Origin of the sequence: Pseudomonas sp. Sample_23 (genome assembly GCF_004307595.1) — a bacterium.
Lineage (GTDB): Bacteria > Pseudomonadota > Gammaproteobacteria > Pseudomonadales > Pseudomonadaceae > Aquipseudomonas > Aquipseudomonas atacamensis.
The window spans coordinates 206,858-226,243 of record NZ_RCNX01000048.1; the positions used below are offsets into that span (position 1 = coordinate 206,858).

17 protein-coding genes are annotated in these 19,386 nt (G+C 61.5%); 10 read left to right on the forward strand and 7 right to left on the reverse strand.

From position 1 onward, the window contains the following. The first annotated feature begins 70 nt into the window (after positions 1–70). From D8U82_RS13420 to D8U82_RS13435, 4 genes are all read left to right on the forward strand, one after another. Positions 71–1,831, forward strand: a complete 1,761-nt coding sequence (locus tag D8U82_RS13420; protein ID WP_125925621.1) for an ATP-binding protein — start codon at positions 71–73, stop codon at positions 1,829–1,831. Next, positions 1,831–3,159: a sigma-54 dependent transcriptional regulator gene (locus D8U82_RS13425; protein WP_016773449.1), complete on the forward strand. Its 1,329-nt coding sequence runs from the start codon at positions 1,831–1,833 to the stop codon at positions 3,157–3,159. Before D8U82_RS13420 ends, D8U82_RS13425 begins: the two co-directional genes overlap by 1 nt. Positions 3,160–3,536: 377 nt before the next feature. Continuing rightward, positions 3,537–4,856 (forward strand): MFS transporter, encoded by a 1,320-nt coding sequence (locus tag D8U82_RS13430; RefSeq protein WP_024014128.1) that lies wholly within the window; start codon positions 3,537–3,539, stop codon positions 4,854–4,856. 135 nt (positions 4,857–4,991) lie between these two features. Further along, positions 4,992–5,621: a flavin reductase family protein gene (locus D8U82_RS13435; RefSeq protein ID WP_016773448.1), complete on the forward strand. Its 630-nt coding sequence runs from the start codon at positions 4,992–4,994 to the stop codon at positions 5,619–5,621. Here D8U82_RS13435 and D8U82_RS13440 read toward each other — a convergent pair whose 3' ends face one another. Both D8U82_RS13440 and D8U82_RS13445 read right to left on the reverse strand, forming a co-directional pair. Next, positions 5,622–5,864 carry a hypothetical protein gene (locus D8U82_RS13440; RefSeq protein WP_016773447.1) on the reverse strand — a complete coding sequence of 81 codons (243 nt, stop codon included), beginning with the start codon at positions 5,862–5,864 and terminating at the stop codon, positions 5,622–5,624. A gap of 43 nt (positions 5,865–5,907) precedes the next feature. Then, on the reverse strand, positions 5,908–6,261 hold the full coding sequence (locus tag D8U82_RS13445) for an antibiotic biosynthesis monooxygenase family protein (protein WP_130888874.1): 354 nt from the start codon (positions 6,259–6,261) through the stop codon (positions 5,908–5,910). A 397-nt stretch (positions 6,262–6,658) separates the two neighbouring features. Here D8U82_RS13445 and D8U82_RS13450 point away from each other — a divergent pair, with 397 nt between their 5' ends. Then, positions 6,659–7,588, forward strand: coding sequence for an AraC family transcriptional regulator (locus D8U82_RS13450; RefSeq protein ID WP_016773445.1), 930 nt, complete (start codon positions 6,659–6,661; stop codon positions 7,586–7,588). A 247-nt stretch (positions 7,589–7,835) separates the two neighbouring features. On the opposite strand, the gene D8U82_RS13455 is transcribed toward D8U82_RS13450, so the two are convergent. Then, positions 7,836–9,287, reverse strand: a complete 1,452-nt coding sequence (locus D8U82_RS13455) for an aldehyde dehydrogenase family protein (RefSeq protein ID WP_130902333.1) — start codon at positions 9,285–9,287, stop codon at positions 7,836–7,838. Beyond that, complete coding sequence (locus tag D8U82_RS13460) at positions 9,284–10,921, reverse strand: 5-guanidino-2-oxopentanoate decarboxylase (protein WP_130902369.1); 1,638 nt, start codon at positions 10,919–10,921, stop codon at positions 9,284–9,286. Before D8U82_RS13460 ends, D8U82_RS13455 begins: the two co-directional genes overlap by 4 nt. Before the next feature lie 218 nt (positions 10,922–11,139). On the opposite strand from D8U82_RS13460, the gene D8U82_RS13465 reads away from it, so the two are divergent. Beyond that, the gene (locus D8U82_RS13465; RefSeq protein WP_130902334.1) at positions 11,140–12,021 is read left to right on the forward strand and encodes a LysR substrate-binding domain-containing protein; all 882 of its coding nucleotides are present in this window, start codon (positions 11,140–11,142) and stop codon (positions 12,019–12,021) included. 323 nt (positions 12,022–12,344) lie between these two features. On the opposite strand, the gene D8U82_RS13470 is transcribed toward D8U82_RS13465, so the two are convergent. Further along, complete coding sequence (locus tag D8U82_RS13470; protein WP_130902335.1) at positions 12,345–12,959, reverse strand: NAD(P)-dependent oxidoreductase; 615 nt, start codon at positions 12,957–12,959, stop codon at positions 12,345–12,347. Positions 12,960–13,004: 45 nt separating this feature from the next. Next, on the reverse strand, positions 13,005–13,883 hold the full coding sequence (locus D8U82_RS13475) for an MBL fold metallo-hydrolase (RefSeq protein ID WP_130902336.1): 879 nt from the start codon (positions 13,881–13,883) through the stop codon (positions 13,005–13,007). 113 nt (positions 13,884–13,996) lie between these two features. Here D8U82_RS13475 and D8U82_RS13480 point away from each other — a divergent pair, with 113 nt between their 5' ends. Next, a complete protein-coding gene (locus D8U82_RS13480) occupies positions 13,997–14,902 on the forward strand; it encodes a LysR family transcriptional regulator (RefSeq protein ID WP_206663330.1) in 906 nt (301 codons plus the stop codon). A gap of 218 nt (positions 14,903–15,120) precedes the next feature. Further along, positions 15,121–15,297, forward strand: a complete 177-nt coding sequence (locus D8U82_RS28115) for a hypothetical protein (protein ID WP_016773438.1) — start codon at positions 15,121–15,123, stop codon at positions 15,295–15,297. A 131-nt stretch (positions 15,298–15,428) separates the two neighbouring features. Here D8U82_RS28115 and D8U82_RS13485 read toward each other — a convergent pair whose 3' ends face one another. After that, the gene (locus tag D8U82_RS13485) at positions 15,429–16,319 is read right to left on the reverse strand and encodes a helix-turn-helix domain-containing protein (protein WP_024014136.1); all 891 of its coding nucleotides are present in this window, start codon (positions 16,317–16,319) and stop codon (positions 15,429–15,431) included. A gap of 175 nt (positions 16,320–16,494) precedes the next feature. Between D8U82_RS13485 and pobA the strand changes: the two genes are divergently transcribed. Together pobA and D8U82_RS13495 are read left to right on the forward strand one after the other, a co-directional pair. Continuing rightward, entirely contained in the window at positions 16,495–17,688 is a 1,194-nt protein-coding gene (gene pobA, locus D8U82_RS13490; protein ID WP_130902337.1) for a 4-hydroxybenzoate 3-monooxygenase, read from the forward strand. A gap of 78 nt (positions 17,689–17,766) precedes the next feature. Further along, positions 17,767–19,284 (forward strand): MDR family MFS transporter, encoded by a 1,518-nt coding sequence (locus tag D8U82_RS13495; RefSeq protein ID WP_130888880.1) that lies wholly within the window; start codon positions 17,767–17,769, stop codon positions 19,282–19,284. Positions 19,285–19,386: the final 102 nt, after the last annotated feature.

Genomic DNA, 19,386 nt, shown 5'->3' on the forward strand with positions numbered 1-19,386 from the left:
GCGAACAGCGCGCCCGGCCATCTCGGCCCATGCTATCGTGCCCGCCCGTCCTGCCGACCTTTGATCCAGCATGCTGCCGACTTCCCGTACCCTGCGTCTGTCGTTGTATTCCCTGCTGATCATTGCCGGCACGGTCATTGCCGCGACGCTCGCCATGCGCCACGCGGAACGTCAGGCGCTGGAAGAAGACGCGGCCCGCGCCAATCAGCAACTGGGGTTGTACGCCAACTCCTTGCACACCCTGATCGACCGCTATCGCGCCCTGCCCGCCGTACTGGCGCTGGACCCGCAATTGCGTTCGGCCCTGGCCGGACCGGTCGATGCTGCGCAGCAAGCGGCATTGAATGTGAAGCTGGAAAAGATCAACGGTGCGGCGCAGTCCTCGACCCTGGAATTGCTGGATCGCACAGGGCTGGCGGTGGCGGCGAGCAACTGGCGGCTGCCGAGCAGTTATGTCGGCCACAACTATGGTTTTCGCCCGTACTTCAGCCAGACCCGCACCCAAGGCACCGGGCGTTTCTACGCAGTGGGCGTGACCAGCGGCATTCCCGGGTATTTCCTTTCCAGCGCGGTACTCGGTGACCACGACGAGTTTCTCGGCGCGATGGTGGTCAAGCTGGAATTTCCCGAACTGGAACGCGAATGGAGCCAGGGCAGCGACACGCTGCTGGTCAGCGATGCGCGCGGGATCATCTTTATCGCCAATCAGCCGGGTTGGCGTTATCGCGCCTTGCGGCCGTTGAGCGCCGATGATCTGGCCGAGATCAAAACCACGCGTCAGTACGACAAGCAATCGCTGCTGCCGCTGACCCATTTGCCGCTACGGCGCTTCGATGACAACAGCGATCTGCGCCGGGTCGAAGGTCCGCAGGGCACGGCGGACTATTTATGGGAATCGCTGCCGCTGACGACCGAAGGCTGGACCCTGCACCTGTTGCGCCGTCCGCAAGTGGCCTTCGAAGATTTGCGCAACGCCGCACTGGCCGCCGCTGGCGTTTGGCTGGCGCTGGTGTTCTTGTTGCTGTTTCTCAATCAGCGCTGGCGGCTGGCCAAGGTCCGTCAGCGCAATCGCGAAGAACTCGAGCGTCTGGTCGAGGAGCGCACCCGCGACTTGCGCACCGCGCAGGAAGGTCTGGTGCAATCGGCCAAACTCGCCGCGCTGGGGCAGATGTCCGCCGCACTGGCCCACGAAATCAATCAACCGCTGACCGCCCAGCGCATGCAACTGGCGACTCTGCGCCTGCTGCTCGAACATGGCCGCGTCGATGACGCCTACAAGGCGCTGAAACCGGTGGACGATATGCTCACGCGCATGGCCGCCCTCACCGGCCACCTCAAGACTTTCGCCCGCAAGAGTCCGAGCGGTTTGCGCGAACGTCTGGATCTGGCGACGGTGGTCGATCAATCGCTGCAACTGCTCGATGCGCGCCTGCGTGACGAACAAGTCAGCCTTGTGTTGCACCTGACCCGCCCGGCGTGGGTGCGCGGTGATGCGATTCGTCTGGAACAGGTGTTGATCAATTTGCTGCGCAACGCGCTGGATGCGATGCAGGGTAAAGCCTGCAAGCGCCTGGAAATCCGTCTGGAGGCCGATGAACAATTGTGGCGGCTCAGCGTCAGCGACAACGGCGGCGGGATTGCCGAGGAACATCTGGGCCAAGTGTTCGATCCGTTCTTTACCACCAAACCGGTGGGCGATGGTCTCGGCCTGGGGCTGGCAGTATCCTTCGCCATCGTGCATGAATCCGGCGGGCGCCTGAGCGTCGAGAATGGCGACCACGGCGCGGTGTTCAGCCTGACCCTGCCAATCGATCTGGAGGCACACATCTGATGCTCAATTCGGTGATGGTGGTCGACGACGAAAGCAGCATTCGCGACGCCGTTGAACAGTGGCTGAGCCTGTCGGGGTTTCAGGTGCAGTTGTTCAGCCGTGCCGAAGAATGCCTCGCCGCGCTCCCGGAACATTTTGCCGGGGTGATCCTCAGCGACGTGCGCATGCCCGGCATGGACGGCTTGCAATTGCTCGCCGAAGTGCAAAAGCGCGACAGCGATCTGCCGGTGATTCTGCTTACCGGCCATGGCGATGTGCCGATGGCGGTCGAAGCCATGCGCGATGGCGCCTACGACTTTCTGGAAAAACCGTTCAGCCCGGAAACCCTGCTCGGCAGCCTGCGCCGGGCGCTGGACAAACGCCGCCTGGTCCTGGAAAACCGCGCCCTGCACGAACTGGCCGACAACCGCGCAAAGCTCGATGCGACGCTGCTCGGCGTGTCCCGCGGTTTGCAGACATTGCGTCGGCAAGTGCTGGATCTGGCGACGTTGCCGGTCAACGTGCTGATCCGTGGTGAAACCGGCAGCGGCAAGGAACTGGTCGCGCGTTGCCTGCATGATTTCGGCCCGCGCGCCGGTAAGCCCTTTGTAGCGCTCAATTGCGCGGCGATCCCGGAGCAACTGTTCGAGGCCGAGCTGTTCGGCCATGAGAGCGGCGCGTTTACCGGCGCCTCGGGCAAGCGCATCGGCAAGCTGGAATACGCCGATGGCGGCACGCTGTTTCTCGACGAGATCGAAAGCATGCCGCTGGCCCAGCAGGTGAAATTGCTGCGGGTCTTGCAGGAACAAAAGCTCGAACGGCTGGGTTCGAACCAGAGCATTCGCGTTGATTTGCGTATCGTCGCGGCGACCAAACCGGACCTGCTCGACGAAGCTCGCGCCGGGCGTTTTCGTGAGGACCTGGCGTATCGCCTCAACGTCGCCGAACTGCGCTTGCCGCCGCTGCGTGATCGCCGCGAAGACATTCCATTACTGTTTGAAACCTTTGCCCAGAACGCCGCCCAGCGTCTGGGCCGGACCTTTCCGCCGTTGACCGGTGCGCAGCTCAGTCACTTGCTCAGCCATGACTGGCCGGGCAACGTCCGCGAACTGGCCAACGTTGCCGAGCGTCAGGTACTGGGGCTTGATGAACCGGTCGCCGGAATCGACCCGGGGCAATCGCTGGCGGCGCAGCAGGAAGCGTTCGAAGCGCAATGCCTGCGCGCGGCGCTGACCCGGCACAAGGGTGATGTCAAAGCCGTGCTCGAAGAACTGCAACTGCCGCGCCGCACGTTCAATGAAAAGATGCAGCGGCATGGGTTGAGTCGGGAGATGTTTCTGGCGGAGTGAGGCAGAGATTTGTGGTGTAGCTGAAATCCATCCCCCTCACCCCAGCCCTCTCCCCCAGGGGGCGAGGGGGAAGGGAGCCGATCTCCATGCTTTCCCGAATCTGTATTCGACTCGATATTGCAGGTCGATGTAACCCACAAGAACACCTCGGTCAGTCCCCTCTCCCTCTGGGAGAGGGCTAGGGTGAGGGGCTTTTGATCTTCACGCGATAAGCGGAAATCCGCTCACGCAGCCCAATCAGTCGGCACAAAACCGCTCACTCCTCCCCGCCACCCCCTCTAGTCCGGCGCTCCGCCCCTTGGCACACCTCCTGCTATAGCCCTGGCAGGCTGCGTTCCGACGCGCTCCACAAAAACAATTAAACGAAGGATCCTTCAATGGATAACTCCAACGCCCTGCCCCTTGGGTCGGCTGCCGTGCCGGCCAAACCGAGAACCACCGCCAGCCGGATCAAATCGATCTTCAGCGGCTCTGTCGGCAACATGGTCGAGTGGTACGACTGGTACGTGTACGCCGCCTTCTCCCTGTACTTCGCGAAAACCTTTTTCCCCGCCGGTTCCACCACCGCGCAACTGATGAACACCGCAGCGATCTTCGCCGTGGGCTTCCTGATGCGTCCGATCGGTGGCTGGCTGATGGGCATGTACGCCGACAAGGTCGGGCGCAAGAAAGCGCTGATGGCCTCGGTATACCTCATGTGCTTCGGCTCGCTGCTGATCGCCCTGAGCCCGAACTATGAAACCATCGGCATCGGCGCGCCGATCCTCTTGGTATTCGCCCGCCTGCTGCAAGGCCTGTCGGTCGGTGGCGAGTACGGCACCTCGGCGACTTACCTGTCCGAGATGGCGACCAAGGAACGTCGCGGCTTCTTCTCCAGCTTCCAGTACGTGACCCTGATCTCCGGCCAGCTCATCGCCCTCGGCGTCTTGATCGTGCTGCAAAACATGCTGACCACCGAACAGCTCTACGCGTGGGGCTGGCGTATTCCGTTCGCCATCGGCGCGCTCTGCGCAGTGGTAGCGCTGTACCTGCGTCGCGGCATGGAAGAAACCGAGTCGTTCACCAAGAAAGAAAAATCCAAGGAAAGCGCCATGCGCACCTTGATGCGCCACCCGAAAGAGCTGTTGACCGTGGTCGGCCTGACCATGGGCGGCACCCTGGCGTTCTACACCTACACCACCTACATGCAGAAGTATCTGGTGAACACGGTCGGCATGAGCATCTCCGACTCGACCACCATTTCCGCCGCCACGCTGTTCCTGTTCATGTGCCTGCAACCGATCATCGGTGGCCTGTCGGACAAGATCGGTCGTCGCCCGATCCTGATCGCGTTCGGCGTGCTCGGTACGATCTTCACCGTGCCGATCCTGATGACCCTGCACACCATCCAGACCTGGTGGGGCGCGTTCTTCCTGATCATGGCGGCGCTGATCATTGTCAGCGGCTACACCTCGATCAATGCGGTGGTCAAAGCCGAATTGTTCCCGACCGAAATCCGCGCCCTGGGCGTCGGCCTGCCGTACGCGCTGACCGTGTCGATCTTCGGCGGCACTGCCGAATACATCGCGCTGTGGTTCAAGAGCATCGGCATGGAAACCGGTTACTACTGGTACGTCACCGCGTGCATTGCCGTGTCGCTGCTGGTGTACATCACCATGAAAGACACCCAGAAGCATTCGCGGATCGTCACTGACTGATCGCACCGCATCGCTGGCAGGCCACAAAATCTGTGTCCTGCCACGAACCCTACGGGGTCTTGCGTCTGGCTGGAAATATGCGCTGGGTCCTTGCACTATGGCTGCATCCGAATGCAGCTCAGGAATCCGCTCCCCATGCCCGATGACATCCACTTCTACGAACCCGCCAACGGCCACGGCCTGCCTCACGATCCGTTCAACGCCATCGTCGGCCCGCGGCCCATCGGCTGGATTTCCTCGCAGGATGCCGAAGGCCGGCTCAATCTCGCGCCGTACAGTTTCTTCAACGCGTTCAACTACGTGCCGCCGATCATTGGTTTTTCCAGTGTCGGGCGCAAAGACAGTCTGAACAACATCGAGCAGACCGGGGAGTTCGTCTGGAACCTCGCCACGCGCCCGTTGGCCGAGCAGATGAACCAGAGCTGCGCGATGGTCGCGCCTGAGGTCAACGAGTTTGAACTGGCAGGGCTGACGACCGTGGCGTCAAAGCTGATTTCGGTGCCTCGGGTCGCCGAAAGCCCGGTGTCCTTCGAGTGCAAGGTCACGCAGATCATCCAGCTGCAACGCGCCGATGGCGAAACCGTACCGAGCTGGCTGATCCTCGGTGAGGTGGTTGCAGTGCACATCGCCAAATGGCTGCTGAAGGACGGCATCTACGACACCGCCGCCGCACAACCGATTTTGCGCGGCGGCGGGCCGGCGGATTATTTCCAGCTGGGGCCTGAGGCTCTGTTCAAGATGTGGCGCCCGGGCGCACAGAAGTAATTACCAGATCAGCTCGGCGTCATCGGTGACGCCCTTGAGCTTGTCCAGCTCGTTGATGGCTGCGTCATCGGCAGCAATGGCGCCGGGGAACACCTGCTCATCGAGCAACTTGTGAAAGCGTGGGGCGCCGCCATCGACCAGGGCCTTGACCGCGATCGCCGCGTAATAACCCTTGTTGCCGCCCAGCTCGACGGGGACGACTGCGGAGACTGCTTCGAAGCGTTCAAACTCTTTACGTGCCATGTCGCGGATCCTGGCTCAATCAAATAAGCCGGACATTAAACCCTCAACCGGCGAGTTTGTGTATCGGCGCGACGCATTGACCGAGGGCCTGCGCGGCGGAAACGTCCCTGAAGGTGTGGAAGTCGAGGCTGTTGACCACCAGGTCCTGGACCAGCTCGGCGAAGACTTCCATCGACGGACTGTTGAAATAAGTCGTCATCATTTGCTGACTGCTCCAGTAGCCGCTGACCAGCCACAGGTCGGCGTCGCACTGCGATTGTTGCAGGGAAAAACTCAGGCAGCCGGGCGCCGCGCGCGAGACCTCGATCAACGCGCTCAGGCGCACGCCGAGTTCCGCCGAACGCCCGGCCTGGGCACGAACGAAGGCCATATGACTGACAGGCATTTGCTTGGACATGATCAACCCTCCATGAAATCGCGTGGCAGCCGGGGGACGGGCTGCGACTGAAGCAAAGATTAAGGGCCGGGGCCGCCGCGCCGTTAGTCGATTCCTGCCTTCGCGTTGCACAATCCTGCGAGACTGCGCAGACGACCTGTAACAACCTGTAAACCCGCGCAACACGTCTGTCATACGGGTTTTGTGTAGGCGCTGCCGAAGGCTGCGATCTTTTGCTTTTGCCTTGAAGATCAACGGATCGCAGCCTTCGGCAGCTCCTACGGAATCGTCTGGCGGGAGACCTGCGTGCACCTGCGGGCAGAATCAGGCAAGCATTTGGCAGAATGTGTCTACCGCTGCTGCTTGCACAAACATATGCTCTGCTGCATTCCCCCCTCACTTGCCGAGGATGCCGTGCATGACGTCATTCGATCGTTTTCAAGCCGAACCCAGCGCCGACATGGAAAAGCAGCGCGCGGAGCTGGCGGCGATCATCCGCCGCAACACCAGCGACGATGGCAGCTACCAGACCGCGATCGGTTCGCTGGTGATGTCGCGCCACACCCAGTCCCATGACTTTGCCCCGGTACTCGCGCAGCCGGCGCTGTGCATCATGGCGCAGGGGCGCAAAGAGGTCCGCCTGGCCGATGAGTTCTTCAACTACGACCCGCTGAATTATCTGGTGGTGTCGGTTTCGATGCCGCTCAGCGGCCGGGTGGTCAATGTCTCGCCGGAAGAACCGATCCTCGCCGTGCGCCTCGACATTGACCCGACCGAAATCACCGCGCTGATCGCCGACGCCGGCCCGATGGGCGTGCCGACCCGGCCGACCGGACGTGGTCTGTACGTGGAAAAAATCGACAGCGCCATGCTCGATGCGGTGCTGCGTCTGGCCCGGCTGCTCGACGCGCCGAAAGACATCGCCATGCTCGCGCCGCTGATTCGCCGGGAGATTCTCTATCGCCTGCTGCGTAGTCCGCAGGGTCATCGTTTGTATGAGATTGCGATTGCCAACAGTCAGAGCCATCGCATCAGCCAGGCCATCAAATGGCTCAACGGCAACTTCGAGCAGCCGCTGCGCATCGATGATCTGGCGCGGGAAGTGAACCTCAGCGTGTCGACGTTGCATCACCGTTTCAAGGCGATGACCGCGATGAGTCCGTTGCAGTACCAGAAGCAATTGCGCCTGCAAGAGGCGCGGCGGCTGATGTTGACCGAAGGCCTGGAAGCCTCGGCGGCGGGGTATCGGGTGGGCTATGAAAGTCCGTCGCAGTTCAGCCGCGAATACAGCCGCCTGTTTGGCGCGCCGCCGTTGCGGGATCTGGCGCGGTTGCGGCTTTCGGTGTGACTCCATAGAAGCCCCTCACCCTAGCCCTCTCCCAGAGGGAGAGGGAACCGATTGTGGGATATTGGAGAGGTTCATCGACTTGCGATATCGGTGCTGAATCCGGAATCAGCCAAGCCAGGCCAACCCGCCGTTGGATTGATGACCTTCAAATCCATAATCGACTCGGTTTTTCAGGTCGACGGAGAACGCAAGACACCTCGGTCAGCTCCCTCTCCCCCTGGGAGAGGGCTGGGGTGAGGGCAGGCTTCTACACCGCTCGCACGACGTGCTTGATCTCCAAAAACGCCGCCAACCCCCAAGGCCCCAGTTCGCGGCCGACACTGCTCTGCTTGTACCCACCCCATGCCGTCTGCGGGAAGATCACCTGCGGAGCATTGATCCACACCAGCCCTGCCTGCAAGGCATTGGCCACGCGATCCGCCGTTGCAGCATCGCGCGTCACCACACTCGCGACCAGGCCGAACTGCGTGTCGTTGGCCAACGCAATCGCCTCGCTCTCACTGGCGAAACCGCGCACACACACCACCGGCCCGAAAATCTCTTCACGCCATAACGCGCTGTCCAGCGGCACGTCGGTGAACACCGTCGGTTGCAGAAAATAACCGCGCGGCAAATGCGCCGGACGATTGCCGCCGCACACCAACCTCGCCCCGGCGCTCAAACCGCGATCAATATGCCCAAGCACCCGCTGGTACTGCGCCTGATTGACCAGCGCGCCCATCTCCACATCCGCATCAAACGGATCAGCGACTCGGATCGCCTCCGCACGTTTTTGCAGGCGCTGAAGAAATTCATCCATCAATGCCTCGGCAACCAGCACCCGACTGGTGGCCGAGCACATCTGCCCGGCATTGAAAAACGCCCCACCACACGCCAGTTCCACCGCCAGATCCAAATCGGCATCCGCCAGCACCAGCAAGGAAGATTTGCCACCCAGCTCCAGGCTGACACCCTTCACGGTTTCAGCAGCGCGTTGCATCACCTGCACACCAACAGCGTTGCTGCCGGTAAAGGAGATCTTGGCAATGCGTGAATCGGCCGACAACGGCGCGCCCACCGCCAGACCAGTGCCGCAGACCAGATTGAACACGCCGTCGGGCAAACCGGATTCAGCGATGATCGCGGCCAGTTCCAGCTCCGGCAGCGGCGTCACTTCAGAAGGTTTCAGCACCACGCAGCAACCGGCGGCGAGCGCTGGCGCCAGTTTCCATGCGGTGGTGACCATGGGGAAATTCCACGGCACGATCAGCCCGACCACACCGCATGGCTCACGACGCAGGCGTGCGCTGAAGTCATCGCTGGGCAGCGGCACGTTGCTGTCCTGCCCGGCGTCGAAGCCTTCGGCGAGTCCGGCGTAATAGTCGAACGTGGCGATCACGTCATCGACATCGATGGCCGCTTCGAACTGCGGTTTACCGTTGTTGCTCGACTGCAGGTTCATCAAGTGATCGCGACCGTTGCGCACGCCGTTGGCAATGTTGCGCAGGATCGCAGCGCGTTCGGCGCCGGTGGTTTTCGACCAGTGTTCGAACGCCTCGGTCGCCGCGCTGATCGCCTGGTCGACGGCGTGTTCGTCACCGCCATTGACGGTGGTCAGCAGCGCTTCGGTAGCGGGGTTGATCACCCGTAGATGTTCGCGGCCCGACGACCATTGACCGTTGACGTAGAGCCCGTCGAGTGTGGTTGGAAAACTGATCATTGGGCCACCGCCTGCATCCACTGGTTCTGGTCGATTTCAATCAGCGTCGGGCCTTGCCGGTCCGTCGCTTTACGCAGCGCTGCGCGCAATTCGTCGATGCTGCTGATGGCTTGCGCGGCGCAACCGAGGCCCTTGGCCACGGCGACGAAATCCGGGGTGTAGATGTCCACGCCGACCGGTTCGATGGCGCGGTTGACCATGTACTTTTTGATCTCCTCGTACCCCTGGTTATTCCACAGCAGCACGATCACCGGCACCCGTGCTTCAACGGCGCTGGCCAGTTCCGGCAGGGTGAACTGCAAGCCGCCGTCGCCGATCAGGCACACCACTGGCGGGCGCGCGCCGTTATCGAGTTGGCCGCCGAGCCACGCACCAATCGCCGCCGGCAACGCATAGCCGAGGGTGCCGTAACCGGTGGATGCGTTGAACCAGCGACGCGGACGCTCGGGGTTGAACGTGAGGTTGCCGGTGTACACCGGTTGCGTGGAATCGCCGACGAACACCGCTTCGGGCAATTCGTGCAGCACGGTTTCGAGCAAACGCGTCTGCGCCAGCGTTGGTGCATCCCAGCTCGCCGCCAATTCATTACGCAGACGCGCGGCGCGGACCTGGCCCCAATCATTGCGGCGCTCGGCCAGCGGTTGGTGCGACAAGGCGCTGAGCAATGCTTGCGCGGCGTTGCGCGAATCAGCGACCAGTGCGATGTGCGGCGGGTAGTTGCGCACGGTCTGATCGGCATCGATGTCGATGCGCAGCAGCTTGCCGGGAATCTCGAAGCCGCCGGCGAAGGTCACGTCGTAATCGGTCTCGGCCAGCTCGGTGCCGATCGCCAGCACCACGTCGGCTTCAGCGACCAGTGCGCGGGTGGCGACCAGGCTCTGCGTCGAACCGATCAACAACGGATGACTGGTCGGCAGCATGCCTTTGGCGTTGATGGTCAGCGCCACTGGAGCGTCGAGCAGTTCGGCGAGTGGGGTCAGCTGGGGCGCTGCGTCGATAGCACCGCCGCCGGCGAGAATCAGTGGACGTTGCGCCGTGGCGAGCAGTTCGCTCATGCGGGCCACGGCAGCCGGTGCGGCGCCGGCGCGATCGATATTCACCGGCAGGCTGGCGAGCAACTCATCGGCCTCTTCCACCAGCACGTCCAACGGAATTTCGATGTGCACCGGACGCGGTCGCCCGGCCTGGAACAGCGCGAAAGCGCGAGCAAGCACCACCGGCAGTTCGGCAGCGGACATCAGCGTGTGCGAGAACGCTGCGACGCCGCCGACCAGTGCGCTCTGGTTCGGCAGCTCATGCAACTTGCCGCGCCCACCGCCCAACTGACTGCGCGACTGCACGCTGGAAATCACCAGCATCGGAATCGAATCGGCGTAAGCCTGGCCCATGGCCGTGGTGATATTGGTCATGCCCGGGCCGGTGATGATGAAACACACACCGGGTTTGCCGCTGGTACGCGCGTAGCCGTCAGCCATGAACCCGGCGCCCTGTTCGTGACGAGGCGTGACGTGGTTGATGCTTGAACGCGCGAGGCCTCGGTACAGCTCAACGGTGTGCACACCGGGAATGCCGAACACCTGCTCGACCGCGTAATTCTCCAACAGCTTGACCAGTACTTCGCCGCACGTTGCCATGTTGATTGCCCTTTCATTCACTGAACACTCCCTGTGGGAGCGAGCCTGCTCGCGAATAAGCGGTCCAGCCAACATCCGTGTCGAACCTTGAACCGTCTTCGCGAGCAGGCTCGCTCCCACAGGGTCCGTGGAGTGCCCATTGGAACGGTGCGCAACTGGCAGCAACAATCGATTAAAAGTCATACTAGCCATGTCGCCACGTCATACCTCGGATCGCCATGAAACGCCTGCCACCCCTGCCCGCTCTGCATACGTTCTGGATCACCGCGCAATGCTGCAACTTCACTCGCGCCGCCGAGCAGTTGCACATCACTCAGGGCGCGGTGAGTCGGCAGATCGCGGGGCTGGAAGAACAGCTCGGTTATCCGCTGTTCATCCGTCTGGCCCGAGGTCTGGCGCTGACGGCCGAAGGCCGCGAATGGCTGCCGCAAGTGGAAAAGGTCTTCGGGCTGATCAGTGAAGCGACCGAGCAGATCGGTCAGACGCGGCAAACCTTGCAACTCAAGGCACCGAGCTGCGTGATGCGCTGGCTGCTGCCGCGTCTGCTGCAATGGCAGAAGGAACGCCCGGACGTGCCGGTCAAATTGACGGCGTCGCTGCAACACGGCGTGGATTTTCAGCGCGAGCAATTCGACGCCGCGGTGATCTACGGCCCGCCGCCGGACCATTCGCCAGGCGCGCTGCATCTGTTCGACGAGCAACTGACACCGGTCTGCTCGCCGCAATTGCTCAAAGGCTCGCCGGCGCTGAATTCACCGCAGGATTTGCAAGAGCATCTGTTATTGCACCCGACCCACGACATTCAGGACTGGTCGGTATGGCTCGATGCAGCGGGATTGCGCCTGAGCAACCTTGGCAGCGGGCAGCATTTCGAAACGCTGGATCAGGCGATGTCGATGGCCTCCCATGGCACGGGTGTGGCGATCGGGGACTGGTCGCTGATTGGCGATGATCTGAACGCCGGACGGCTGGTGATGCCGTTTGCGTTGAAGGTGAAGACGGGGTTGGCGTATTACGTGGTGGTGCCTGCCGCAGCCGAACCCTCGCCGCAACTTGAGGAGCTGATGCTCTGGCTGGTTGAGCAGGCTCATTTGCGCTGAAGCCTCTCCCCTCACCCTAGCCCTCTCCCCAGGGAGAGGGAACTGATTGGGGATACTCAAGAAATTCATCGACCTGACACAGCCACGCCGAATCCACAATCGACACGGTCGTTCAGGTCAATGCGTGACCCAAGACAACTCGGTCGGCTCCCTCTCCCCCGGGAGAGGGAACTGATTGGGGATACTCAAGAAACTCATCGACCTGACACAGCCACGCCGAATCCACAATCGACACGGTCGTTCAGGTCAATGCGTGACCCAAGACAACTCGGTCGGCTCCCTCTCCCCCGGGAGAGGGCTGGGGTGAGGGGAAAAGGCTTGACTCAATACCCGACCGTATAGCGCTGCCGCAAATGCTTCGGCGTTTCCACTTCGTCAATCAGCGCAATCGCGTAATCGGCAAAGGTGATCCAGCTACGCCCTTCGGCACTGACCAACAGGTGATTCTTGCCGACGCGATACTGGCCGCTGCGTTCACCCTCGACAAACTCCGCCGACGGCGACAGGAAAGTCCAGTCCAGTTCCTGCTCCTGACGCAACGCATCAAGAAACGCCGCCCCCGCGCTCGCCTCGGCTTTGTATTCGGCCGGGAAACCGGCACTGTCGATCACCCGCGTGTCATCCGGCAGCAACAGCGAGCCGGCGCCGCCGACTACCAGCAAGCGCTTCACGCCCGCCTGTTTTACCGGTCCGACAATCGCCGAGGCCGGGACGGTGGCGAAATGCGCTGCGCTGATCACTGCGTCGTGACCGGCCACCGCCGCTTGCAGCGCCGCCGAATCCAGCACGTCGAGGCTCTTGCTGACGACACCGGCGCGATCACCGACCTTTGAGGTATCGCGGGCAATGGCGGTGACGCTGTGGCCGCGACGCAGGGCTTCTTCCAGCAGTTGGCTACCGGCACGGCCGGTGGCACCAATGATTGCAATCTTGCTCATGACATTCTCCAGTTGGCTTGAAAATGCTGCGTGTTCAGGTTCGGCTTACCACTGCATCTCGCCCTTGGCGACTTTCGCGCTGAGCTCCAGCGAGCTTTCCTCGCCGAGTTGCGGGTAGCGTTTTTTCATCGCTGCGATCAGTGCAGCAGAGTCTTTGGCCTTGGCGGTTTCGGCATCGAAGGCCTTGATGTAATCGGCGGTGAATTTCACGCTGGCCAGCGAGCGGCTGCTGTCGCCCAGAAAATGGCCGGGTACTACGGTTTGCGGTTTCAGGCTTTCGATGGCGTGCAGGGTGTGCAGCCAGTCGGCGTGGGATTGCGCGGTCTGGGTGTCGGCCATCCACACATGAATGTTCTCGGCGACCACTACGCCACCGACCACTGCTTTGAGCGACGGGATCCATACGAAGCTGCGATCCGGTTGCTTGCCGTCGAGGCCGATCACCTGCAATTGCTTGCCTTCGAGGGTCAGGCTGTCGCCCTTGAGCACGTCCGGGACGATGGTTTTCGCCGGCACGTCGGCGCCCATTTTCGGTCCCCAGTAGGCCAGTTTGCCGTCGACGGTGTGCTTGATGTGATCGACGGTCGGCTGCGAAGCCAGGACTTTCGCTTGCGGGAATGCTTTGGTCAGTGTGTCGAGGCCGAAGTAGTAATCCGGGTCGCCATGGCTGATGTAGATGGTGGTCAATTGCTTGCCGCTGGCGCGGATCTTTTCCACCACCTGTTCGGCCTGGGATTTGCCGAATTGCGCATCGACCAGAATTGCTTCTTTCTCACCGCTGACCAGCACCGAGCTGACCGGGAAAATCGCCTCGGTGCCCGGGTTGTAGACATCGAGGCTCAGCTCGGCGGCGGATGCCTGGGCGGCAAAGCCGAAAAATGCTGCGGCGAGCAGAACGCGTTTGAAGGGGGTGAAGCCGATCATTTGTTGCTCCGGATTACGAATGCCAGTCTGGCGATGCAACAGAGCTTAGTTGCCAGACTCAGTACAAAAAATGCGATGCTTGGACATAGTTTGTTTCTGAAAGCGGGCAAATCATGGATCGGCTTCAAGCAATGCGGGTATTCGTCACGGTGGTGGACCTCGGCAGCCAGTCGGCGGCGGCCGACCACCTCGACCTGTCGCGGCCAGTAGTGTCGCGCTATCTGGCGGAGCTGGAAGACTGGGTCGGCGCGCGGCTGATGCACCGCACCACGCGCAAATTGAGCCTGACCGCCGCTGGCAGTGAAATCCTCCCGCGCTGCCGGCAGATGCTCGACTTGTCGCAGGACATGCAGGCCGCCGTCAGCGAACCCGATGACGCGCCGCGCGGACTGCTGCGGATCAGCGTCAGCACCTCGTTTGGCCAGGCGCAACTGGCCGATGCGGTCGCGGCGTACGTCAGGCTTTACCCCGGCGTGAGTATCGATCTGCAAATGCTCGACCGCACGGTGAATCTGGTCGATGAACGCATCGATCTGGCGATTCGCACCAGCAATGATCTTGATCCGAATCTGATCGCCCGGCGCCTGACCGTGTGCCGCTCGGTGGTCTGCGCAGCGCCGGCTTATCTGCTTGAGCATCCGGCGCCGCACACGGTTGAGGATTTGAGCCGACATAACTGCCTGACCCATTCCTATTTCGGCAAAAGCCTGTGGCATTTCGAGGAGGATGGCGAACCGGTTTCGGTACCGGTGCAGGGCAATATCAGCGCCAACGAGGCCAGCACCCTTCTGCGCGCAACCCTGGCCGGCGCGGGCGTGGCGATGCTGCCGACCTACCAGGCTGGCGTGCATATTCACAACGGCGAGCTGCTGCGTTTGCTGCCACACGCAGAACCGCGCCAGATGAATATCTACGCGGTGTACGCCTCTCGCAAACACATGCCGGCGGCACTGCGCAGCATGCTCGACTTCCTCGTGCAGCGCTTTCCCGAGGCCCCGGCCTGGGATGCCGACCTGTAAACCCGATCCCTTGTGGGAGCGAGCCTGCTCGCGAAGAGGCCAGTACTTTCAACATTGATGTCGCTTGCACCACCGCCTTCGCGAGCAGGCTCGCTCCCACATGGGCATCAATTCGCTGAATGGCCGGCTAAATCCTCAAGCGCACTCGCTGGCAAGTGCGCGCCGCTGACCTATGCTCAAAGTAATACCGCAAGGTAGACGTTCAGAGGTCGAACACCATGAACATCAAAACAAAAAGATACGCCGCCATTTTCATCACCTGCGCCGCCACGCTGGCGCTGTACGGCACCGCTGCCTGGCGGGTCGAGCAGTTGCGCCAGTTGCCGCGCGAGTATGCGAGCTGCAACTATGAGCGGTGTATTCCGCACAATGCCACGCTGAACGCATTGCGCTGACAAGACTGACCTGGAATGCATCCCTTGTGGGAGCGAGCCTGCTCGCGAAAGCGGTGTGTCAGTCAACCAGGATGCTGGATGAAAGACCGTATTCGCGAGCAGGCTCGCTCCCACAGGGCTCATCAGCGCTTTCAGGATTGTTGCTCGGCCTTCAAGCGGTCGCGGAATGCCTTTGGCGAAATCCCCACCCGGCGACGGAACAGGCGCGTGAAGTTGGTCGGATCGGAAAAACCCAACAACTCCGACATCTCGTAAATCGTCATGCTGGTGTAGGTCAGCAGGCGCTTGGCTTCCAGCAACTGACGCTCGTGCATGATCTGCAACGCCGGTTGCCCGGCCAGTTCACGGCAGGTGCCGTTGAGGTGCGACACGGAGATGCCCAGGCGATGGGCGAGGTCTTCGACCTTGACGTGCTGGCGGTAAGTCTCTTCCACCAACTGAATGAAACCGTTGAGGTATTCGCGTTGGCGCTGCGGGCGCTGGCTGGCCTTGTGCCGGACGATCGCCTGGCGGCTGACCCAGACCATGATCACACTGACCAGCGAATGCATGAGCATTTCCCGCGCCGGTTGATGGCCGTTGTACTCGGCCTGCAACGCTGAAAACAGGCTGTTGAGATAATCGCCATCCTTGCCGGCCGGGTAGTTTTCCGCCCGGGCCAGCGCGTGTACCGAATCGCCCAGTTGCGCCTGCAAATGGTTGATCAGCGGCGTGGCCAAGGTGACGATGAAGCCTTCAACATCCTCGGAAAAACGAAACCCGTGCACCGACAACGGTGGTAGCACCTGTATCGCCGGCGTCTCGAGTTGCGTGCGCTGGCCTTCGATTTCGAGCTCTGCCTGACCTTTGAAAACGAACAGCAGCTGGCACAGATCCGCGTGGCGGTGAGGTTTGATTTCCCATTGATGTTCGCGACTGCGCGAGGAAATGGTTTCACAGTGCAGCAAGTCCGGGGTCGGCCAGTCCAGGCTTTCACCATAGAGCTTGAACACCGGAATAGAAGGCAGGGCAGGCTTGTTCATACTTCAATCCAGGCCTCTGGTTTTTGGGCGATAATCGCACCGATTGGCAGAATGTACAGGTATCGGCTCAGTTTTCACCTTCAATTGACAGACCCGCAAGGGAAAAATGCAAGCACTCGATCCATAAAATCATTCACCGGCTGTTGCTGCGTGAAGCTTGCGAGTCATAAAAACAATGAAAACCCTGAAAACCCAAGTCGCCATTATCGGCGCCGGTCCTTCCGGACTGCTCCTCGGCCAGTTGCTGCACAACGCTGGCATCGACACCCTGATCCTCGAACGCCAGACGCCCGATTACATTCTTGGGCGCATCCGTGCCGGTGTGCTTGAACAAGGCATGGTAGAGCTGCTGCGTGAGGCCGGGGTCGGTCAGCGAATGGATGCCGAAGGTCTGGTTCATGGCGGCTTTGGTCTGGCGCTGGACGGGCGTCAGGTGCACATCGACCTGCACGCGCTGACCGGCGGCAAAACAGTAATGGTCTACGGCCAGACCGAGGTCACCCGCGACCTGATGGCCGCTCGTCGGGAGGCCGGCGCGCCAACAATTTATCAAGCGAGCAATGTCGTTCCCCATGGCATGAAAAGCGACGAAGCTTTTGTCACCTTCGAAAAGGACGGTGAAAGCTGGCGCGTTGATTGCGATTACATCGCCGGTTGCGATGGTTTCCATGGCGTCGCGCGGCAGTCGATTCCGGCCGATTGCCTGAAGATTTTCGAGCGGGTCTACCCGTTCGGCTGGCTGGGCATTCTCGCCGACACACCGCCGGTCCACGATGAATTGGTCTACGCCCGCCACGAACGCGGCTTCGCCTTGTGCAGCATGCGTTCGGCCACGCGTACCCGCTATTACCTGCAAGTGCCGGCGGATGAAAACGTCGATGACTGGAGCGATCAGCGTTTCTGGGATGAGCTGAAAAAACGCCTGCCGGATGCCCTCGCGGAAAAACTGGTGACCGGTCCTTCGATCGAAAAAAGCATCGCGCCGCTGCGCAGTTTTGTCGTCGAGCCAATGCAGTACGGGCGCATGTTTCTCGTCGGCGACGCTGCCCATATCGTCCCGCCCACTGGCGCCAAGGGCTTGAACCTGGCCGCCAGTGATGTCAGCACGTTGTTCAATATTCTGCTGAAGGTGTATCGCGAAAATCGCACTGATTTGCTGGAAAAATACTCGGAGATCTGCCTGCGCCGAGTATGGAAAGCCGAACGGTTTTCCTGGTGGATGACGTCGATGCTGCATCGCTTCGACGATCACGATGAGTTTAGCCAGCGCATCAGCGCGTCGGAACTGGACTACTTTGTCAGCTCGCAAGCCGGGCAAAAAACCATTGCAGAAAATTACGTCGGGCTTCCGTACGAGGCTATCGAATAGCCTGCTATCGACTTACACTGGCGAGCACTTACCCGCTCGCCTTGTCCATGCGGGTCAATCACTGCCCGCAGGTTTTCCGTGACCACTCTCAATCAGCCTGAAACGCCCAAACCGGCCATTCGCAGCGTGCTGGTCGCCTTGATGATGGCGATCTTCCTCGGTGCGCTGGACCAGACCATCGTCGCCGTGTCGATGCCGGCGATCTCCGCGCAATTCAAGGACGTCAGCCTGCTGGCCTGGGTGATTTCCGGCTACATGGTGGCGATGACCGTGGCGGTGCCGATCTACGGCAAGCTCGGCGACCTGTACGGGCGGCGCAAACTGATGCTGTTCGGTATGGGCCTGTTCACCCTCGCCTCGCTGTTCTGCGGCATGGCGCAGAGCATGGAACAACTGGTGCTGGCGCGGATCCTTCAGGGCATCGGCGCCGGCGGCATGATCTCGGTGAGTCAGGCGATCATCGGCGACATCGTCCCGCCGCGTGAACGCGGGCGCTATCAGGGTTACTTCAGCAGCATGTACGCCGTGGCCAGCGTCGCCGGTCCGGTGCTCGGCGGCTACATGACCGAATACCTGTCGTGGCGCTGGGTATTTCTGATCAACCTGCCGCTGGGGCTTGGCGCCTGGTGGGTGGCACGGCGCAACCTGCGCGGCTTGCCGATTCCGCAGCGTAAACCGGTGATCGATTACCTCGGCACGGTGCTGATGATCATTGGTCTCACGGCGTTGTTGCTCGGCATCACCGAAGTCGGCCAGGGTCATTCATGGCGCAGCAGCGAAGTGCTCGGCCTGTTCGCTTGTGCCGTGGTGGTATTGGCGCTGTTCGTCTGGCATGAACGCCGGGCGCGGGAGCCGTTGCTGCCGATGCACCTGTTCGCCAATCGTAATGCCCTGCTGTGCTGGTGCACGATTTTCTTCACCAGTTTCCAGGCCATCTCGCTGATCGTGCTGATGCCGCTGCGTTTCCAAAGCGTCACCGGCGCGGGTGCCGACAGCGCCGCGTTGCACTTGCTGCCTCTGGCGATGGGCTTGCCGATCGGTGCCTATTTCGCCGGCCGCCGCACCTCGATCACCGGACGCTACAAACCGCAGATTCTCACTGGGGCGATCCTCATGCCGATCGCGATTCTCGGCATGGCCTTCAGTCCGCCACAAGCGACGCTGCTCAGCGGTTTGTTCATGTTGCTCAGCGGCATCGCTGGCGGCATGCAGTTCCCGACCTCGCTGGTCGGCACACAAAACTCGGTGGAACAACGCGACATCGGCGTCGCCACCAGCACCACCAATCTGTTCCGCTCACTGGGCGGTGCGGTGGGCGTGGCGTTGATGTCGGCGCTGCTGCTGGCGTTGCTGCACGACTCCAGCTTCGCCCATCTGGCGAACAGTTCGCTGATCAGCGAGGGGCATTCGGGCAACGTCCTGCTCGATGGCCTGAACGCAGCACCCGGCGAAGCGCAGAACGCTTTGCGCGCGGAGCTGCTGGTGACCTTCCGCCACTTGCTCTGGGTCAGCACGGCAGTGTCGTTGCTCGGGCTGGCGGCGGCGATTGCCATGCCGAACAACCTGCTGCGCGGGCGGGAGCACGGCGCGAAATGAGCCTTTTGCGCTGATCGTTCCCACGCTCTGCATGGGAATGCCTCAACGGACGCTCTGCGTTCGGCCTTGGATGGGACGCAGAGCGTCCCGGGCTGCATTCCC